We start from the raw sequence: 19586 nt of genomic DNA, 5'->3' as shown, positions 1-19586 counted from the left end.
AGCTAAAGACCAGCGGGCTTATCTCGGTGGCGTAGGCAGGGGCAGAAACGTAGCGTTCGTGCACGCGGTGCAAGTCCCGACTAGGACTTGGGGGTTACCTCGTTGGTGACCAGGGGCGAGGCGGGCGCGTTCTCAACCACAGGGATTGCGCGGGTGCTCAGGGTGCCCTGGTGTTTCTTCCAGAGGTTGTAGCGTTCCATAGCGACCGCGCCGGCTGTCATGGCGGGAAGAATGAACATGCCGGAGGAGCGGATGCTTTCTGCCTGCGCCAGGATGTCCAGCTTACGCACCACGCGGGTCACGTCGTGGGAGTCGTAGCGGTCCTGAGCAGAAATAACCTCGTTCTGCGCGGCGACGAGGGCGGCATCGCGCAGGCGCACGAAGTCGTTCCTCTTGCCCTTAAGCTTCTCCATGTGCTGCTTGTATTCTTCGGGCAGTGCCTCGCTGATTTCGTCGCGGCGGGTAATGGCGGAGCACATTTCCTTCACGCGGGCATAGGTCTCAGGGTCGGTGGTTGCCTTCGCTTCTGCCTGCAGCGCCTCGAGGGCTGCGACCTGCGCAATCTTGAGCAGTTCGGGTACGGCGGTTTCTTCTTCGTGGTTAGCCCGCACGCCAAGGACCTTCACGAGCATGGGCAGGGTCAGGCCGGGCAGCACGAGGGTGAAGAAGAGTACGGAGAGCATCATGACGATGGCGTCCTGGCGTACCTGTTCGGTGCCGTTGACCACGGGGATGGACAGGGCAAGAATCAGGGTCACGAGGCCGCGCATGCCGGACCAGGTCATGACGATAACTTCGGCGAAGCTTTCGGGGGCACCCTCGTGGATGGGGTTCTTGCGCCCTGCGAGCCAGACGATGGTGAACCAAATGAGGCGCACCAGGATGGCAACCAGTGCGACCATGGCGCCGTTGCCGAAGAGGCCGGCGATACGAGAGGGATCGGCGGTGGCGATGATGCTACTTGCCTGCAGGCCGATGAGGCCGAAGGCGACACCGGTCATGAGCAGCTCAATGATCTGCCAGAAGGAGGTGGAGGAGAGGCGTTCTTCCGCTTCGAGTGCCGCCATGTACTTGGTGCTGGTGAACTGGATAGCGCCGATGACCACGGCAATAACGCCGGAGGCGTGCACGCTTTCAGCAGCGAGGTATGCGCCGAAGGGAATCACGAGGGTCACGGCGTTGCTGGTGACCACGTCGTGGGCGCGCTGGCGTACGTAGCCGCCGAGCCAGCCGAAGATGTAACCAATAATGACCGCCAGGATCGAGCCGAGCACGAAGTCTTTGGCAACCGAGAGCGGCTCGATGTGGTGGCCGCTGGTCATGGAGTGGATTGCGGCGTGGAAGAGCACGATTGCGATAGCGTCGTTGAAGCTACCTTCGGTCTGCAGGGTGCCGATGAGTCGTCGGGGGATGCCGACGGGCTCAGCAACTGCCTCCACGGCGACGGGGTCGGGCGGGGAGACTGCGGCACCCACAGCGAGGGCGACGGCGATGGTCATGCCGGGCACCCACCACATGGCTGCGCCGGCAATCGCCAGGGCTGAGACGGTGGTGAGTAGGACCGAGTAGAGAAGTACGGATTTCCAGCGGCGACGCAGAGTACCCCAGGAGAATTTAACGCCGATGGCCCACAGTAGCGGCGGAAGGAAGATTGGCAGGATGATGTCGCTGTCGATGGTGATGTCCGGTCGGTTGGGGATGAAGAGCGCGGCAGCGCCGAGCAGGGTCATCATGACCGGCCAGGGCAGGTTGAGTCGATCACCGACGCTGACCATGAATACGGTCGCGAGCAGGATGATGACAATAACGGAGAGGTAAAGCATTGGTCCGGTGTTGTTCCTTTCGCGCGGCTAGGATTAGTCGGCTACGTCTTTCTACTCTACCGGAGGGGTTCATTCCGTTTTTCGGATATGGGGGTTCTGTAGCGTTTATTCTGGAATTGTTTACCTCTGAGCCTAATACCCTTTACGGAATATAGAGTTTCCCCTGAATATCCTTACTTTTCAGCAGGTTATTCAGGGGAAAATTCTATATTTGGAATATAAAGCTTGGGGCAAGAACCCCTAGCAGGTTACTTGGATCCGCAACCGCCAGCACCGCAGCCACAGCCACCAGCGGGGGCTTCTTCGACGACCGGCTCGGGCTCGTCGTGGCCACCGCAGCATCCACCCTTTTCTTCCTTCGGCTCATCGTGGCCACCGCAGCAGCCACCGCCGCCGTGAGAGTGACCGTGAGGCTCAGCGGGAGCTTCAGCGGAGGAACCGCATCCGCCCGAGCCGCAGCCACAACCACCAGCGGAAGGTGCCGGCTCCTCGTGGCTACCGCAGCCACCCGAACCGCAACCGCATCCGCCGCCGTCAACCGAGCCACAGGCGGAGCCGCGTGCATCGCGGTGACCCATGAGGTCCACGCCGAGGTCGGAGAGGTAGCGCAGGTAACCTGCGAGGGCGTCGCGTCCACCGGTACCGGAGATAACGATGCCACCGTGGCGCAGAGCCTTGAGCACCTCGTTGACCATGGGCCACTGCTCAATGTCGTCGGTGATGGTGATGGCGCTGACCACGTGCATTGCGAGGGAGGTCAGCGAGCGCAGGGACTGCTCGTAGCCTTCGGGCAGGTGAATGACCTTGGCGGGTGCCGCCAGGCGCAGGATGGACAGCACGCGCATCAGCATCATGGGTACTGCGTTTTCGGGTAGCAGTACGGTCACGCCGATGGCGGAGGATTCAGCAATACGTTCGATGGTTGCCGCGAGTTCTTCGGAGTCGATGTCGCGGGAGATGTCCAGCACGTCGTAGGAGTCTACTGCGATGGAGCGGGTGCCGAGTGCGTCGGCGAGTGCTTCATCTTCGGTGTGGATCGCAATCATGTTGCGGAATTCGTTGCGGCGCACGACGGAGGCTGCCTCGATGAGTGCGAAGTCCTGGCCTTCACCGTCTACGAGGAGGGTGTGGATTTCTTCGCGGTTGAGGCCTTCGCCTGCGGTGGCGCGCTCGATTAGTTCAGAAAATGCATTGCTCATACCGAATATTAAACACCCGTTTTTGGGGCGTGCGCCCGCGAGGTTTGCCTGTCTTGGCGGTTTTGAGCGGTTTATGACGTGATTTTATGCCGAGAGCGTGGGCGGCCGCCTATTTCTGCGTGTGCTGGAGTGTTTTGGTGGTAAATCTGCCCGTGAAACGCGAACCGTTCGCTCCGGGTGAGTGAGAATCAACATTGCTTTTTGGGCTTGTACCGCGTATTTGTGGGGTTTTTGTTTGCCGTGGGGTGCATCTTGCTCCCGCAACAGATTTGAACACCCTAAAATGAAAGGGTGGTACTTTCCCGTGAAAAGATTCTAGATACCGCCTACGAGGTCTTGGCGACCTACGGTTTGGCGGACCTTTCCATGCGCCGACTCGCTCAGGAGCTTCACGTGGCTCCCGGCGCCCTGTACTACCACGTGAAGAATAAGCAGCAGCTTCTGATTCTGTTGGCGGATTACATTCTGGCTCGTGCCCCGAAGTCGATGTCTGAGGAGGCTGAGCCGAATCCGGAGGCTATTCGTGCTTCGATGATTCGCCGCGGCGATACACTGTTCTCCCTGCTGTACCCGATTCGTGAGTGCCCTGAGGTGGTGCGTTTGAGTTTGACTCTGCACCCGCGTGAGTTGAAGCCTGTGGTGGCTATGGCTCATGAGTTCCAGGCTCTTGGTTTGGGTCATGCGGAGGCGCTACGTCGTGCTCGTTTGTTGACCCATATTGCATTGAGCCTGGTGGAGGAGTATCAGACTCTGCCGCTGATTTCGCCTCAGGAGGCTGTGGCGAGTGGCGATGTTCCTCTGATTGAGAATGCGTTTAACCGTTACCGTCAGGACCTGCTTTCTGCGATTGATTCGATGATGGTGGTGCAGGAGCCTTATACGCAGGATGCGTAAGTCACCTGTTCCTCTTTTGGTTTATTAGTTGTGTATGGTGCCCCGCGCCCCCTTGTGGGGGTGCGGGGCTTTTGCATGCGCCTCGACCCGTGCGCTTAGTGTGGTTCGCCCCTGCCGCGCTCTGATACTGGTGCGGTGTGGCGGTTGAGTCGATGTTCGCCGGTTGTCTGCTTTAGTCTAGAGGTGACACGTGCTTGCGCTGTTGCCCGTTGGGTATTTGGTGCGAGTGGGGTGTCGTTTATGTCTTAGTGCCCTGTTGGGCTTTATCAGAGGTGTTCCATGTCGATGACCGCTACCGCCCAGTGGGCGGCTCTTCCGGACCATAGCGCAGAGATTGCGCGTGTGCGTGAGGAGTTTATTACTGCGTATGGTTATGAGCCGGATGGTGTGTGGTCTGCGCCTGGGCGCCTGAATCTTTTGGGCGAGTACATTGATTTTTTGGGTGGCTCGTGTCTGCCGATGCCGTTGCCGTATCGCACGTATATTGCGGGTGCGTTGCGTCGTGATGGTGTGTTGCGTGCTTCGTCGTTGCAGATGCCGGGGGACGAGCGCACGGTTGTGATTCGCGATATTCAGCCGGGTCATTTGAAGGGCTGGTTCACTTATGTGGCGGGTGTTGCGTGGGCGATGAACCAGGAGGGCGGCAGGGATATTATGCTGCCCGATGAGTTTGGTGCTGATCTGCTGATTAATTCTCGTGTTCCGGTGGGTGGCGGTTTGTCGTCTTCGGCGGCTTTGGAGTGTTCGACGGCGTTGGCGTTGTTGGAACTCTCGTGTCCGGTGCGTGAGGAGTGCCCGCAGGCGGATGCTACCCCGGCTGATAGTGATGCGTTGCGTGCGCGTCTGGCTCAGGTGTGTATTACGGCTGAGAATAAGGTGGCTGGCGCGCATACGGGTGGCCTGGATCAGACGGCGTCGTTGCGTTCGTATCCGGAGCAGGCTCTGGTAGTTGATTTCCGTGATTTTTCGATTGAGCCGGTTGCGGTGGATATTGCTCAGCATGGCCTGAGTTTTTTAGTGATTGATACGAACACTCCGCATGAGCTGACGGATGGTGGTTTTGCGGCTCGTCGTGCAGCGTCTGAGGCGTGCGCTGATGCTTTGGGTCTGCGTTTTTTGCGTGATGCCCTACCGGAGGATTTGTCGTGTGCGGGTATGGATGCGCGTGCTGCGAAGGCGTGGCGTGCTGATTTGGTGGATTCTTCGGTGAATCGTGCCTTGGACGCGCTGGAGGACGCGGGTCGCCCGTGTTCGTTCCCGCGTGGTTGGGTGCGTCATGCGTTCCACGATATGACTCTGGTGGGTCGTGCGAGCTATTTGCTGCAGCATGCTGATGAGTTGGGTTGCGCGGCGTTTGAGGAGGCGGGCCGTATTTTCACGGAGTCGTTTGTGTCGATGCGTGATGAGTTGCGTGTTTCTCGCCCTGAAATTGATGATGCGGTGCAGGTGTGCCTGGATCGGGGCGCGTTGGGTGCCCGTATTGTGGGTGGCGGTTTTGGTGGCGCGGTGATGGCGCTGATTCCGACCTCTCAGCTGGAGGCTGCCGCGGATGCGGTGGCGACTGCGTATGCTGTGCGCGGCTATGCGGCACCTCGTTTTTTGCCAATGGTTGCTGGTTTTGCGGCGTCTCATGATTGGGCTGCGGGCGCTGCTCCTACGGATATTCCGGTGTTGTAGGGTTGGGTGCTGAGGTCTGTCATAAATCGGTGGGGTGTCATAGGGGTGTTTTTTCAGGGGTTTGAACAATATTCTTAGCTGGAAGTTTCCTGCGAGTTTCTGCAATTTCCCTCCGGTTATCCCCCGTAATAACGCGCTGATAAGCCATAATTTTTTGGTCATTGGTCAAAAGTGGCGCCACGTTTTCTGAGGGTGGTTTTTCTTGCCTTCGCGGGTATGTACACTTATCGACGGACGCAATCCGTGAGCTGTAAAGTTTCGATGCGCATAGTCCGGCATATGGATAGCATCTACACTGGGTTCGACCGTCACATACAAGCCCAGCTTGCAGGTTTCGTCCACCAAAGCATCACACTCCAGTTTTCTGCCCGCCCCGGGCAGGCCCCTCACCCAGGGTGAGGTTTTAGAGCGCGAAAGCGCAGAAAGGAGGCCCCGTGGGCTTCGATATCAAGGGCGCCGTTGAGCAGGGCCTCGACAAGGCTCAGGAAGTCATCAACGAGAAGGCTGGCAAGGAGGTCGTCACCGACGAGCACGTTGCCAAGGTTGAAGAGGTCGTGACCGACAACGTCTCCAAGCTGACCGAGAAGTTCGGCAAGTAAGGCGACAGCCTCCTTTGGATTGGCGCCCTGCCTCGCCTCCTCGTGGGGTAGGGCGCCTTTCCCTGGGTTTGCATTACAGGCTTTCACTCAACGGCTTTCACTCAACATCTCTCTCGAATAATGGGGCGTTCTGCCCCGCCTGGGTTCTTTCATTCACCGACTCACTCGGCATATTGCTCAGCTTCGGTTACCGCCTGGTAGCCTGTTTTCACTCTTCTTTTACTCTTACTCAGCACAAGTGCTCGCGCTTTCTCGCGAACTGTATACGCCCCGCATCATTGGTCCGGCAACCTTGGTGTGGGGCGTATGCCGTTAATGCGCAGGGGGAAGGCTTCTGGGGCGGGGTGGAGGCTTCTGCGGGAGTGCTGCACGGGTTGTGGGAGTGCGGCGCGGGCGTTCGCCCTATGAGGACCTCTCCCCCGCCCCTGCACGCTCAGCTATGCTTGATATGTCAACTTATTGAGCTGCGGCCCTCAGGCAGGTTTCAGTGCCTCCTGAAGACCGCGGAGCACCCCGTCTATGGAGGAACTATGTTTGAACGTCAGCAGTCCGATCAGCAGAAGGCACGCGAGGTCATGAAGGATGGCGGTGTCGTCATTTACTGGCGCCCCGGCTGCCCCTACTGCGAGGCTCTGGATTCTAAGCTGGGCGAGCTCGGCGACCACGCTACCTGGGTGAACATTTGGGAGGATCCGCAGGCTGAGGCGCACGTGAAGTCCCTGAACGACGGCAACGCGACCGTCCCCACCGTGGACACCGGCGACACCCACTTTGTGGTGGCTGACCTGGTGAGCCGTAACAAGGTGAAGAAGCTGATTGAGAACACCCTCAACGCCGGCGGCGAGGCTTAAGATGGCTCGCCCAGCGCTGAACCGCGATACGACGGTCTGCATTTCTCTGTCTGGTCGCCCGTCGAATCACGGTATTAAGTTCCACAATTACCTGTACGAGAAGCACGGTCTGGATTACCTGTACAAGGCGATGACCACCACCGATATTGAGGGTGCTATCGCCGGCGTGCGTGCTCTGGGTATTCGTGGCTGCTCGGTGTCTATGCCGTTTAAGCAGGCTGTTATCCCGCTGATGGACGATATGGACCACTCGGCTGCGGTTATTGGTGCGGTGAACACGATTGTGAACACTGACGGCTTCTTGAAGGCGTACAACACGGATGTGATTGCGGTGGCTTCCCTGCTGCGTTCGCATAATGTGGATCCGTCTCTGCCGTTCCTGCTGCGCGGTTCGGGCGGTATGGCTGCGGCTGTGGCTGGCGCGTTCTTTGATGCGGGCTTCTCGCAGGGCATGATTATTGCCCGTAACGAGGAGACCGGTCGCGCGCTGGCTGAGCGTTACGAGTACGCCTGGGCGCCGGAAGTGGGTAACCTGCGAGCGCCGATTCTGGTGAACGTGACCCCGATTGGCATGGCTGGCGGTGAGGAGAGCGAGGAGCTGTCCTACCCGCAGGAGGCTATTGCTGAGGCGCAGGTGGTCTTTGACGTGGTGGCGATGCCCGTTGAGACTCCGCTGGTTCGTGCGGCTCGTGCGGCGGGTAAGGAAGTTATTCACGGTGGCGAGGTGATTGCTCTGCAGGCCGCTGAGCAGTTCCGCCTGTACACCGGTGTGGAGCTCACCCCCGAGGAGGTTGAGGAGGCGGAGGCTCAGGCGAACTAGGTTCGCGCCCGCTGCTTCTTCGCCCCGTGAGGGGCTCGATACGTGAAAGTGCCCGGAAGGTTGATCCTTCCGGGCACTTTTTGTCGGTGCGTAGCACCGGAATTTTTTGTAATTACACACACCCTGGTATTTAAGGTTTTCCACATCTGTGGAGAAATCTGGGGAAAACTCTTACACCCGTGTAATTCACCCTGTGTAATTCGGTTGTTTTAGCCTGTATCCACAGGTTTTTAACATGTACTCACACTCGTGGAATTACACGAATGTAGTTATGCACAGTGTGGAAAACCTCTGTGGATAACCCTCGTCTGCGGCGGATTTCCGCAGTTTTTCAGGCTCAATACCTGCCGTTGAGCCATTGCTGCGGGCTTTGCTGCGTCGGCTGAGAGGACTCAGGCTTCTTCACGAACGGGATAATCAGCAGGGTTGCTAGTGCGCCGCTGACAAGACCGCCAAAGTGTCCCGCATGGGAAATATTCGGGTGGAAGAGGCTCTGCACCACACCAATGCTGATAAGCAGAATAAAGAGGCGCGCTGTGTCCTTCTGCCTCCTGAGAAGCAGGATCACGAAGAAGGCACCGTAGAGGCCGTACACACCGCCTGAGGCGCCCACAGCACCACGAGAGTAGTCGAAGAGGTACACGCTGATGCCGGCACCCAAGGTAGCAGCCATATATACGAAGAGGAACTTCCAACGCCCCATCATGCGTTCGAGAGATACACCAAAGATGAAGAGGTAAATCATGTTCCACACCATATGCATCGGGTCATTCTGCGAGTGCACAAACCCGTGCGTGATCAAGCGGTAGTACTCACCATGGTGAACACGGGGACCCGACATCATGCCGAGGTTGTACATCCAACGGAATGGGATGATTAGTTGCAGACCGTACACCACGACGTTAATCAGAATGAGTGTGTACGTAATATGCCAGTGACGGGCGATGAAGGAACGCTTCGGGCTCGAGGCGCCTCCATTGAGCTCGCGGTAGCAATCGGGGCAGACTACACCCGCATCCTGTGCTACCTGGCATTCACCGCAGACGGTGCGGTTGCAGCGCCCGCACTGGGCGTAGCTGACACGGTCGGGGTGGTTAACGCAGACCGTGGGGCTCTGCCCGTAGCCTGCGTAGTTGGGAAAGTTCTCCACTGACCCTCCAAAGATTTTGTGCCGGATTTTCCGAAGATTTTTCACGTATTTTCAGGCTTAGTACCTGCCGTTTTGCCACTGCTGCGGACTCTGTTGCGGCGGATTCGAGGACTCCGGCTTCTCCACGAACGGGACGAACAGCAGAGTCAGCAGCACACCACCCACAAAACCACCCGCGTGGCAGGCGTGGGAAATATTCGACGGGTTCATCAGGCTATAGATGACGTTCACTGCGGTAATCATGGCGAACACTCGTGCAGTGTCCTTCTGCTTCATGATGATCAGCAGGGTCATGAACGAGCCCATGAGGCCGAAAATACCTCCGGAGGCGCCCACCACGCCGGTCCCGGGAGTCAGCACGTACACGCCGAGGGCACCAAAGACGATAGAGCCCAGGTACACGAAGAGGAACTTCCAGCGCCCCATCATGCGCTCAAGGGACACACCGTAGATGAAGAGGTTAATCATGTTCCACACCAGGTGCATCGGGTCATTTTGCGCGTGCAGAAAACCGTAGCTGATGATGCGGTAGTACTCGCCATGCTGGACGTAGGGCCACCAGATCACTCCATGCCTCACCACCCATTCGTTGGGAATAAGCTGCTGCAACCCGTACATCGCGACGGTAATCAGAATGAGCGTGTAGCTAATATGCCAGTGGCGCGCCAGGAACGAGCCTTTTGCCTTCGAACCCTGTGCTTTCGAGCTACCGCCCGTGAGTTCGCGGTAGCAATCGGGGCAGACCATGCCCACATCCAGCGCCACCTGACATTCGCCGCAGATGGTGCGGTTGCAGCGCCCGCACTGGGCGTAGCTAACGCGGTTGGGGTGGTTGACGCAGACGGTGGGGCTCTGCCCGTAGCCTGCGTAGTTGGGAAAGTTCTCCACTGAACCTCCAGGGGTTGTGTGCCGGATCAGCCGGGGTGGTGTGGGGGCATATAAGCGCAGGGGCCCACCGGAAAAATCCTGGCGGGCCCCTGAACTATACGTGTTTTCTCAACACCTTCAGCAGAATGCTCGTATGAGCCTTCTGAGGGGGTTTATTAGAGCTTTTCGATGTCGATCGAGGAGATGACAACGTCCTTGACCGGGCGGTCCTGGAAGCCGGTCTCAACGCCCTCAATAGCGTCAACAACCTTCTTGGATGCCTCGTCGGTAACCTCACCGAAGATGGTGTGGCGGCCGTTCAGCCAAGGGGTCTCAACGGTGGTGATGAAGAACTGAGAACCGTTGGTGCCGGGGCCTGCGTTAGCCATTGCCAGCAGGTAGGGCTTGGAGAAGGAGAGCTCGGGGTGAATCTCGTCCTTGAACTGGTAGCCGGGGCCACCAACGCCCATGCCCAGGGGGTCGCCACCCTGAATCATGAAGTCCTTGATGATGCGGTGGAACACGACGTCCTTGTACAGGGGGGTGTTCATGATTTCACCGGTGCGGGGGTGCTTCCACTGACGGGAGCCGTCAGCGAGGCCGATGAAGTTCTCAACAGTCAGCGGTGCGTGGTTGCCGAAGAGCTCGACGACGATGTCACCGTAGTTAGTGTGGATAGTTGCCTTAGCAGTTGCATTAGTCATGGCTCTATTGTGGCACGGGGCGGCGCTCATTCGCCATCTAACATGTTTTTTCGCCCCGGGCGCACCGTTGGGCGGGCTTTTTGGGCAGGAATTGAATATCCTGAGAGATGAACACTACGCGCGCGGCGGCGTTTTCTGGCCGCTGGCGCATTTCAACCGATGGAGGTCACCCCATGTTCTGCTGCAAGAAGCGTAAGGCACGCAAGGCTGCTAAGGCTCAGGCTATTGTCTCTTCTCTGGCTGCTGTTGAGTCCGCGCTGGAAGGCAAGACCGCTGAGATGTTCGCTGAGAAGCTGACCGGCAACAAGAAGGCCCTGAAGAAGGCTCGTAAGGCTACCGCGAAGACCGTTCGTGCCGCTGAGAAGGAACTGGCTCGTATTGAGCGTAACGGCGGCAAGCGCCCCCGTAAGGGCCTGGCATTCCTGGGTCTGCTGGTTGCTCTGGGTGTTGCAGGCGCCGCAGCCTACAACGCAGCTCGTCCCGTGGAGGACCCCTGGAAGAACGCATAAGCGTTCCCACATCCTTCTTCTCTAAGGCATTCTGAGATAGCTTTCTGAGGCGCCGCTAGCGGCGTGAGGGAGCGCTTTATGAGAGATAGCCGCCCGCTAGAGTTTTACTCTGGCGGGCGGCTATTGTTTGTTCTTTTTTAGGGGAAAGGGAGATAGGAGGCGCTACAGATGCTACAGATAGAGCACTGGATCTCCCCGGATGCACCCTGCGGTATTTCCCTGACATACCCGGATATACAAAGAACCCCATGTCTTTCGACATGGGGTTCTCGGTTCAAAAATAAACCGGCGATGACCTACTCTCCCACACCCACAAAAGTGCAGTACCATCGGCGCGAAGAGTCTTAGCTTCTGGGTTCGGAATGGAACCAGGCGTTTCCCTCTTGCTATAATCACCGGAAAGTGGAGGCGAGGGGACTCGAACCCCTAACCCTCTGCTTGCAAAGCAGATGCGCTACCAATTGCGCCACGCCCCCGCGGTGCTTTACTAGTCTATAACACCTTTTGCGGCTTCACCAAATCCTCAGGCGCATTTTTTTAGTTAGACCCATCACACCCCTGAAGGGCTTAGGTAATCACCTCACCCGGCACTGTCGCCTCCCGCTTCGTTAGAGCCTGCAGGGGGCCACTCACTTCCTGCAGATATTTACGAACCGCAGTGCGTTGCGCCTCCTTCGCGGACTCCTCCTTCGACTCCGGTCCCTTGAAGCCCAGCTTGAAAGCATCCCACTGGCTCGCTGAGGGGTACTTTTCACGGGCATTCCACACCAGTGAGAACGATGCCAGGGTATTCAGCTCCTTCTTCGTAGCAGCTTTCGACAGCACATCAGCAACCGTTGCCACGCGCGAAGACTCCGCAACACTCACCGAAATCTTCGACTGAGCACCCGAGGGCAGGCTCAGCGCCTTCTCCGGAGCCAACTGAATATTCAGGTGAATTTGCTGCACCTGCTCATTCTTCAGATCCAGCTCAGCCAGGGAGCGGAAACGCTTCAGCAGGGATTCATAGTTCTCATCAATCACAACAGCATTCAGGCGCAGCTCATCCGCCAGCAGACCCACCTGCGCATAGCTCACATTAGTTCCCAACGCCGCGTTAGCGGTCAGCACCTTCAGCCACTGCTCTTCCTTCAGGGGCGCTGAATCATTGACACGCAGCGGGCTCACCGGAGCATCCGTAGCGGTGTTGGCAACGTTCTGCGGGTCATTCGCCGAGTCCACACCACCATAGGTAACGCTCAGCCGGTGCAAAGAACCGTAAACGGACAGGTTCGTCAGAGCCGTAGCGGCCGCCGCCAAATCGGCCTGCGCCGCCTCCGTGAGGGAGAAAGAACCCACCAGACGCAGGTCCTGTTCACTACGCCCCTTACCCACATAGATACGCCCCAGCGACTCAATCTTCAGGTAGCGGGTATCAATATTCTCGCGAACCAGACGCTCACGGCGTGCCAGCAGCTTCTCGTTTGAAACCACCACCGCAGCGTCCTCACCCAGCACACCGGTGGCGGCGATCTGCGGCATCGCTGCGAGCACCCCTGCGGCAGCAACCACGCCGCCAGTCAGAAGCAGGGAACGGCGAGGCACCACGAGGCGGCGCACCTGCCCAGCAATAGCCTCTTTAGCGGCATCGACGCGGGTAGAAGGGGTCTTAGCAACAGCATCCTCAGCGGCAACGGATGCCGCCTCAGAAAAGCCCTGAGAGGCTTCCCGGGTAGAAGCAAGGTGAGAGTTCTCGGGTTCCAAAGAAGGGGAAGAAGACACAGATTCTCCAGGATGCAGGGCGAGCACAAAGCCCACCAACGGTTTGAGGGGAGTGAAGTCCCTCTAGAATACCGCCCGCACCCATGCACATGCCGACAACCCGCTGCGCATCATTCGAAGGGCATAAAGAAAACCTATGGGGTGGACTCAGTCCACCCCATAGGTCACAAACTTCATGAGAGCTCTCAACTCTCACCGCAGGCTATTTAGTTATCCTGCGCAGCCGTAGCGTTCGGAGCCGGAATATTAGCCGACTCAGCAGCCAACTCAGCAATACGGATCTCGCCGGTCGTCGGATCATCGTAGGTCACGTACTCGGTACCGCCAGCCGTAGGCTCAGCGTCCTCGTTCACGTGGTTCTCCGCAATCAGGAAGCCGTGCGCACCCAGAATCTTAGCGACGCGGTCAATATCCTGCGGAGTCGGGGTATGATCCACCACTCGACGAATGTACTCGTTAATGCGCTGGTCGCTCACGTACGCCTCGCCACGAGCAGCACGAGACTGCATGAGCTGGCGAACAACTTCCTGCAGCTGCTCATCGGTCAGACGCATTTTCAAAATAGCCATCACTGCCGCGCGGTCCTGCACCGGAACATCCTTGGGATACCCGACGCTCAGCCAATCGATTACTCGAGAGATCATGCTCTTATCAGGCATCGAGCCCCTCCTTCGAAGCAGTCATTATATGCAATTTAGTGTTCACGGGATTAGTGGCCTCCACCGGTTACGCCGAAGATATTCCAGCCGAAAGTGTGGTCGATAAAGTCCTTAGCGACCCAGAGAATACCGATGATTACGATTGCTACGATAATAGCAAAAATGCAGAACGCAGCAATCTTCGCCGCCGTTCCCGGAGGCTCAATTTCAACGAGCTTACCGTCCGCGGTGTACTCGGTACGACCAGCCAGCATACGCAGACCCAGCGCATAGAGCGCCGGAAGGCCCGCACCAAAGAACAAACCGGCAATCAGCACCGGAATAACCTTGTTCACAATGTCCATCAGATATTCCACGACTACGAACCTGCCTTCTCAGTAGCAAGGGTCTGGGCTTCTGCGGATGCCTCAGCGCTGGTGACTGCAGCGCCTTCCTTTTCATCCCAGTCGCCAGTCACGTTCGAAGCGTCAATGTTGTCCTTCTGGGAATGACGCCACATCAGGAAGCAGAAGACTACCAGCAAAGCGAACACGGTCATTTCGCCAATGAACTGGGTACCGGTCAGAGCATTCAGGCCGTGACCAATCAGCCAGGTCAGAGCACCCACAATAGCGGCAGCCGGCAGAGTAATCAGCCAAGCAACCACCATGCGGCCAGCAACAGACCAGCGCACCTCAGCACCCTTACGGCCCAGGCCACTACCCAGAATCGAACCGGACGCCACGTGAGTGGTGGACAGAGCCATACCGAAGTGGGAAGAGGTCAGAATAATCGCAGCAGATGCACCGTCAGCGGCAACGCCTTGCGGGGTGTCCACCTCAACGATGCCCTTACCGAGGGTGCGGATAATACGCCAACCGCCCAGGTAAGTACCCAGCGCAATAGCAAGCGCGCAGGAAGCCTTCACCCAGAAGGGAATCGCGTCATCGTTGCTCAGAGTGCCCGAAGCAACCAGAGCCAGGAAGATCACACCCATGGTCTTCTGCGCATCGTTAGTGCCGTGCGCCAGAGACATCAGGGATGCGGTCGCAACCTGTCCCTTACGGAAGCCACCGTGCTTGCGGTCGTCAGCCACCGGGGCAGCAATACGGTAGACCAGCCAAGTGCCGGTTGCCGCCACAATAGCCGCAATGACGGGGGAGAGGACCGCGGGAACAATAATCTTGGACAGAACGCCCATCCACTGCACGCCGTCAAAGCCGATCGCGACAATAGCCGAACCAATCAGGCCACCAAACAGAGCGTGCGACGAGGAGGAGGGCAAACCCAGAAGCCAGGTCAAAACATTCCAGAGAATACCGCCAACCAGGCCGGTAAAGACGATAAGCATCAGCGCCGGACCGTCCGTTGTTACATCGATACGGTCCAGGTTCACGATGCCGCTACCAACCGAGCGTGCCACCTCAACAGAGAGGAACGCGCCAACGAGGTTCAGGGACGCAGACAGCGCCACGGCGGTCTTAGGCTTCAGCGCACCGGTGGCGATGGAGGTTGCCATCGCGTTGCCGGTGTCGTGGAAGCCATTCGTAAAGTCGAAGGCGAGCGCGGTCAGCACCACGATCACGAGAATAATGAGTTCTGTAGTCACAAGAAAATTATCTGTCGGTTTTCGCGAAATCTAAAGTATTCCGAATTAACACGAAATAACAGATAAACCCACAGTATTGAGCGGGTTTCCGTGAGGGTTTTACTATAGAGCCCATATTTCAGGGGAAACTCTCCTGATATTCCGCGGAAAAAAGGGTGCACCTATTGGAATGCTTAAGTTGGTTTATGTGGCTTATGCGAGAGTGCGGGGGAGAGGGGTGATTATATCCATCAAGAGGCTAAAGTGTGTTCACCAAGTGTTCACTTTCAGGAACCTCCCAGCTTTCTTTTTGTGACACACCTTTATTATTCAGACCTCATTTAGGTCGCCGAGCTACCCACACGGGACACCCCTGTGGGTTTTACGGCGCGGGGCTTTCTGCGGAGCACATTCTCCACAGTAGGGGTTTCCTACAGCCGTGCGCATTCGAATATCACGAAGAATTGAATCTATACCCGCGGCGCACGCAGCACATCAGCTTCGCGAGGTATTCGCACCTATTCCCCCGCATCACATCAGCAGATACAACAACTTTGGCGAATATAACAAAAGACCCCGCATCTTTCGATACGGGGCCTTTTTCAAAAATAAACCGGCGATGACCTACTCTCCCACACCCACAAAAGTGCAGTACCATCGGCGCGAAGAGTCTTAGCTTCTGGGTTCGGAATGGAACCAGGCGTTTCCCTCTTGCTATAATCACCGGAAAGTGGAGGCGAGGGGACTCGAACCCCTAACCCTCTGCTTGCAAAGCAGATGCGCTACCAATTGCGCCACGCCCCCGTCTCAGCGGAAACCACTGTTTAGTTATTTTTCCAAGCCTTCACGACTTCATTGCTCTGATACTTTTTCAAGACCATCACAGTGACACACGAAAGAACAGCAAGAATCAATAATTTCTTCATTATTGCCTTTCATAGTGTGGAGTGGGCGTACCAAGAATCGAACTTGGGACCTCTTCGTTATCAGCGAAGCGCTCTAACCGTCTGAGCTATACGCCCTCCCTCTGCGGAATTTCTTCCGTAGAACGAGATATAACTATACAGGTGTTTACAGGCAACACCAAATCGAAAAAGCATGTTCTGCATCACATTTTAATACCGTGGGTTCCCATGCACGCAAAACAGGCGGCATGCAGAACGGGCGGCACCACCTCCATCCAGAGGGGCACCGCCCGCACACAAAGCTCAAAAAGCTACAGACTAGGACTCATCGCTCAGAGTCAAGGTCACGCCACCAACCAGCTTCGCAGCCAGGTTGTACAGAATCGCGCCAATCATACCCAGCAGAGTAAAGACCACAGTGTTGACCACAGCAAAAATAGTAGTCACCAAAGCAACCTGACCCAGCGAAATCATCTGCGAAATATCCACAGTGGTCGAACCGGTACCCAGCGAGCTAATCAGCTGGTTCACACCGGTAAACGCACCAGAAGCCTGCAGGAACAGCCAGAGAATCACCGACGCCACGACGGTCACGATACCCAGGGCAATAGACAGCAGGAAGATCAGCTTAGCAACCGACCACGTATCAACCTTCTGAACCACCAGACGCGCACGACGAATCTTCGAACGCGGCGCCGGACGCACCAGCTGACGGCGCGAACCGGTCGGACGCTTAGCGTTTACAGGACGCTTAGCGGTACCGCCAGGACGAGCCTGGCCCGAACGCGACTGAGCCGGGCGACGCGCGCCAGCCTTAGCCGCACCCGAAGACTTAGATGCACCAGCCGACGCCGAACGCTGTGCCGACGCAGGAGAGGAGCTCGCGGGAGTGCTGCTCATTAGTTACCTCCAGTAGCGGTGAGATCGGCAGCTGCCGCTTCACCCTCGTTGTCCGTACCGGGCGCCTCAGAAGACTCCGAAGCCTCGGTGTTCTCAGTGGTTTCATCGTCGCTATCATCCAGCTGACGATCCTGGTTGCGCGCAACACCAATAATAGAATCGCCCTTACCGGGCTTTGCAAAGATAACACCCATAGTATCGCGTCCCTTCGCAGGAACCTCATTCACATTCGAACGAACGACCTTGCCGCTGGCCATAACCACCAGCACCTCGTCCTCTTCGTCCACAATGAGGCCACCCACCAGGGCGCCACGATCCTCAACTAGCTTAGCAACCTTAATGCCGAAACCGTTACGACCCTGCACGCGGTACTCATCCACGCTCGTACGCTTCGCGTAACCACCCTCAGTGACCACGAAGACGAAGGAGCCCTCAGTAACCACGTTCGCAGAAATCAGCTCATCGCCCTCACGGAACTTCATACCGGTCACACCCGAGGTCGAACGACCCATCGGGCGCAACGACGCATCATCAGCGTGGAAGCGCAACGACATACCGTTACGCGACACCAGCAGAATATCGTCCTTATCCGAAACGGTGAACGCCGAAACAACCTCATCGCCCTCACGCAGGTTAATCGCAATCAGGCCGGCAGTACGGTTCGTATCGTAATCGCTCAGGCGGCTCTTCTTCACCATACCGCCGCGAGTAGCAAGCACCAGGTACTCAGCATCGTCGTAGCTCTTCAGCTCCATGACCTGAGCAATATGCTCACCACCCTGGAATTCCAGCAGGTTCGCAATATGTTGGCCCTTCGCATCGCGGCCAGCTTCCTGCAGCTCATAACCCTTCGCGCGGTACACGCGACCCAGGTTCGTGAAGAACAGAATCCAGCTGTGCGTGGTCGTCACAAAGAAGTGCTCCACCACGTCATCACCGCGCAGCGAGGCACCCTTAATGCCCTTACCGCCGCGGTGCTGGCTACGGTACTGATCACTGCGGGTGCGCTTAATGTAGCCGCCGCGAGTAATCGTTACCACGACCTCCTCCTCAGGGATGAGGTCTTCCATCGACATATCGCCGTTGTAGCCGTACATAATCTGGGTGCGACGCTCATCGCCGTAGCGGTTCACGATCTCGCCCAGCTCCTCAGAGATAATCTCGCGCTGGCGAGTCTCCGAAGCAATAATCGCGTTGTACTCAGCGATCATGCGCATCAGCTCATCGTGGCGATCCTGAATCTTCTGACGCTCCAGAGCAGCCAGACGACGCAGCTGCATGTTCAGAATTGCCTGAGCCTGAGCCTCATCAATCTGCAGGAACTCCATCAGGCCGCTACGCGCCTCATCAGCGGTGGGGGAGCGGCGGATCAGGGCAATAACCTCGTCCAGAGCATCCAGAGCCTTCAGCAGGCCGCGCAGGATGTGCGCCTCTTCCTCCGCCTGACGCAGGCGGTAACGGGTACGACGAACGATAACGTCCATCTGGTGGTCCACCCAGTGACGCACAAAGGCATCCAGGGACAGGGTGCGCGGCACGCCATCAACAATGGCGAGCATATTCGCGGAGAAGTTCTCCTGCAGCTGGGTGTGCTTGTACAGGTTGTTCAGCACAACCTTCGGTGATGCATCACGCTTGAGCACAATCACCAGGCGCTGACCGGTACGACCCGAAGTCTCATCGCGCAGATCGGCAATGCCGGTGACCTTACCGTCCTTGATGAGCTCAGCAATCTTAATCGCCAGGTTATCCGGGTTCGCCTGGTACGGCAGCTCGGTGACCACCAGGCAGGTGCGACCGTGGATTTCCTCCACGTTGACCACCGCGCGCATAGTGATGGAGCCGCGGCCGGTGCGGTACGCATCCTCAATGCCCTTGGTGCCCAGAATCTGTGCACCGGTCGGGAAATCCGGGCCCTTAATACGAGCCATCAGAGCGTTCAGCAGCTCCTCATTGGTGGCGTGCGGGTTCTTCAGGAACCACTCCACACCCTCAGCAACCTCACGCAGGTTGTGCGGCGGGATATTGGTCGCCATACCCACAGCAATACCCGAAGAACCGTTGACCAGCAGGTTCGGGATGCGCGCGGGCAGAACGGTCGGCTCCAGGGACTTGCCATCGTAGTTGGGCTGGAAGTCAACGGTGTCCTCGTTGATGTCACGCACCATCTCCAGGGCGATGGGTGCCATCTTGGTCTCGGTGTATCGAGGCGCTGCAGCACCGTCGTTACCGGGAGATCCGAAGTTACCCTGACCCAGCGCCAGCGGGTAACGCATAATCCAGCTCTGAATCAGACGCACCAGAGTGTCGTAGATAGCGCTATCGCCGTGGGGATGGAACTGACCCATCACGTCACCGACCACACGGGCGCACTTGTTGAAGGCGCGGTCCGGGCGGTAGCCACCGTCGTACATCGCGTAAATCACGCGGCGGTGCACGGGCTTGAGGCCGTCACGCACATCCGGCAGGGCGCGGCCAATAATAACCGCCATTGCGTAGTCCAGGTAGGAGCGCTGCATCTCAGTCTGCAGGTCCACCTGTTCAATGTGACCGTGGTGGTCTACATTTTCAGCGCCACCGTTGCTGACTACGTCAACCTCAGTGGATTTATTCTGCTGTTCTTCGCTCATTACTTTCTCATTCCTCAATGACTCGCTCGGCTATATAGCTCACTTGACATATTCCCAATGGGGCATATGCC

The 19586-nt window shown here is 57.5% G+C and carries 17 protein-coding genes, 3 tRNA genes and 2 rRNA genes; 6 read left to right on the top strand and 16 right to left on the bottom strand.

Going from position 1 to position 19586, the window contains the following annotated elements; genetic code table 11:
* Positions 1–80: 80 nt before the first annotated feature.
* Positions 81–1823: a sodium:proton antiporter gene (locus QZ822_RS07665; RefSeq protein ID WP_294643739.1), complete on the bottom strand. Its 1743-nt coding sequence runs from the start codon at positions 1821–1823 to the stop codon at positions 81–83.
* A 248-nt stretch (positions 1824–2071) separates the two neighbouring features.
* Positions 2072–3022: a biotin synthase gene (locus tag QZ822_RS07660; protein ID WP_294643737.1), complete on the bottom strand. Its 951-nt coding sequence runs from the start codon at positions 3020–3022 to the stop codon at positions 2072–2074.
* Between the two features lie 291 nt (positions 3023–3313).
* Here QZ822_RS07660 and QZ822_RS07655 point away from each other — a divergent pair, with 291 nt between their 5' ends.
* From QZ822_RS07655 to QZ822_RS07635, 5 genes are all read left to right on the top strand, one after another.
* Positions 3314–3916 carry a TetR/AcrR family transcriptional regulator gene (locus QZ822_RS07655; RefSeq protein ID WP_012902649.1) on the top strand — a complete coding sequence of 201 codons (603 nt, stop codon included), beginning with the start codon at positions 3314–3316 and terminating at the stop codon, positions 3914–3916.
* A gap of 279 nt (positions 3917–4195) precedes the next feature.
* Positions 4196–5593, top strand: coding sequence for a galactokinase family protein (locus tag QZ822_RS07650; RefSeq protein WP_294643734.1), 1398 nt, complete (start codon positions 4196–4198; stop codon positions 5591–5593).
* A gap of 434 nt (positions 5594–6027) precedes the next feature.
* Positions 6028–6192, top strand: coding sequence for a ribosome recycling factor (locus tag QZ822_RS07645; RefSeq protein WP_070542290.1), 165 nt, complete (start codon positions 6028–6030; stop codon positions 6190–6192).
* 530 nt (positions 6193–6722) lie between these two features.
* The gene (locus QZ822_RS07640; RefSeq protein ID WP_005508005.1) at positions 6723–7043 is read left to right on the top strand and encodes a glutaredoxin domain-containing protein; all 321 of its coding nucleotides are present in this window, start codon (positions 6723–6725) and stop codon (positions 7041–7043) included.
* Position 7044: 1 nt separating this feature from the next.
* Positions 7045–7863, top strand: coding sequence for a shikimate 5-dehydrogenase (locus tag QZ822_RS07635; RefSeq protein ID WP_005504124.1), 819 nt, complete (start codon positions 7045–7047; stop codon positions 7861–7863).
* 337 nt (positions 7864–8200) lie between these two features.
* Here QZ822_RS07635 and QZ822_RS07630 read toward each other — a convergent pair whose 3' ends face one another.
* From QZ822_RS07630 to QZ822_RS07620, 3 genes are all read right to left on the bottom strand, one after another.
* Positions 8201–9013, bottom strand: a complete 813-nt coding sequence (locus QZ822_RS07630) for a rhomboid family intramembrane serine protease (RefSeq protein ID WP_294643732.1) — start codon at positions 9011–9013, stop codon at positions 8201–8203.
* Positions 9014–9070: 57 nt separating this feature from the next.
* Positions 9071–9901, bottom strand: a complete 831-nt coding sequence (locus QZ822_RS07625; protein WP_294643730.1) for a rhomboid family intramembrane serine protease — start codon at positions 9899–9901, stop codon at positions 9071–9073.
* Positions 9902–10056: 155 nt separating this feature from the next.
* Entirely contained in the window at positions 10057–10584 is a 528-nt protein-coding gene (locus tag QZ822_RS07620; RefSeq protein ID WP_005508008.1) for a peptidylprolyl isomerase, read from the bottom strand.
* 107 nt (positions 10585–10691) lie between these two features.
* Between QZ822_RS07620 and QZ822_RS07615 the strand changes: the two genes are divergently transcribed.
* A complete protein-coding gene (locus QZ822_RS07615) occupies positions 10692–11093 on the top strand; it encodes a hypothetical protein (protein ID WP_239662462.1) in 402 nt (133 codons plus the stop codon).
* A 283-nt stretch (positions 11094–11376) separates the two neighbouring features.
* Here QZ822_RS07615 and rrf (QZ822_RS07610) read toward each other — a convergent pair.
* From rrf (QZ822_RS07610) to gyrA, 11 genes are all read right to left on the bottom strand, one after another.
* Positions 11377–11493: ribosomal RNA gene (gene rrf, locus QZ822_RS07610) — 5S ribosomal RNA — on the bottom strand.
* Between the two features lie 3 nt (positions 11494–11496).
* Positions 11497–11569, bottom strand: a tRNA-Ala gene (locus QZ822_RS07605).
* Between the two features lie 91 nt (positions 11570–11660).
* Positions 11661–12854, bottom strand: coding sequence for an acetamidase (locus QZ822_RS07600; RefSeq protein ID WP_294643727.1), 1194 nt, complete (start codon positions 12852–12854; stop codon positions 11661–11663).
* A 206-nt stretch (positions 12855–13060) separates the two neighbouring features.
* Positions 13061–13513, bottom strand: coding sequence for a DUF3349 domain-containing protein (locus QZ822_RS07595; protein ID WP_049337595.1), 453 nt, complete (start codon positions 13511–13513; stop codon positions 13061–13063).
* A 50-nt stretch (positions 13514–13563) separates the two neighbouring features.
* The gene (locus tag QZ822_RS07590) at positions 13564–13857 is read right to left on the bottom strand and encodes a hypothetical protein (protein WP_044149971.1); all 294 of its coding nucleotides are present in this window, start codon (positions 13855–13857) and stop codon (positions 13564–13566) included.
* Positions 13858–13871: 14 nt separating this feature from the next.
* Entirely contained in the window at positions 13872–15101 is a 1230-nt protein-coding gene (locus tag QZ822_RS07585; RefSeq protein ID WP_005504110.1) for an inorganic phosphate transporter, read from the bottom strand.
* A 590-nt stretch (positions 15102–15691) separates the two neighbouring features.
* Positions 15692–15808 (bottom strand): 5S ribosomal RNA (gene rrf / locus QZ822_RS07580).
* 3 nt (positions 15809–15811) lie between these two features.
* Positions 15812–15884 (bottom strand) — tRNA-Ala (locus QZ822_RS07575).
* A 144-nt stretch (positions 15885–16028) separates the two neighbouring features.
* Positions 16029–16102 (bottom strand) — tRNA-Ile (locus QZ822_RS07570).
* Between the two features lie 201 nt (positions 16103–16303).
* Positions 16304–16885 (bottom strand): DUF3566 domain-containing protein, encoded by a 582-nt coding sequence (locus QZ822_RS07565; protein WP_294643725.1) that lies wholly within the window; start codon positions 16883–16885, stop codon positions 16304–16306.
* Positions 16885–19515 (bottom strand): DNA gyrase subunit A, encoded by a 2631-nt coding sequence (gyrA, locus tag QZ822_RS07560; RefSeq protein WP_294643723.1) that lies wholly within the window; start codon positions 19513–19515, stop codon positions 16885–16887. Before gyrA ends, QZ822_RS07565 begins: the two co-directional genes overlap by 1 nt.
* Positions 19516–19586 lie beyond the last annotated feature (71 nt).

This window comes from uncultured Rothia sp. (assembly GCF_916715725.1).
Lineage (GTDB): Bacteria > Actinomycetota > Actinomycetes > Actinomycetales > Micrococcaceae > Rothia.
Note: the sequence above shows the minus strand (reverse complement) of the source record. Positions and strands in the feature narration are given on the sequence as shown.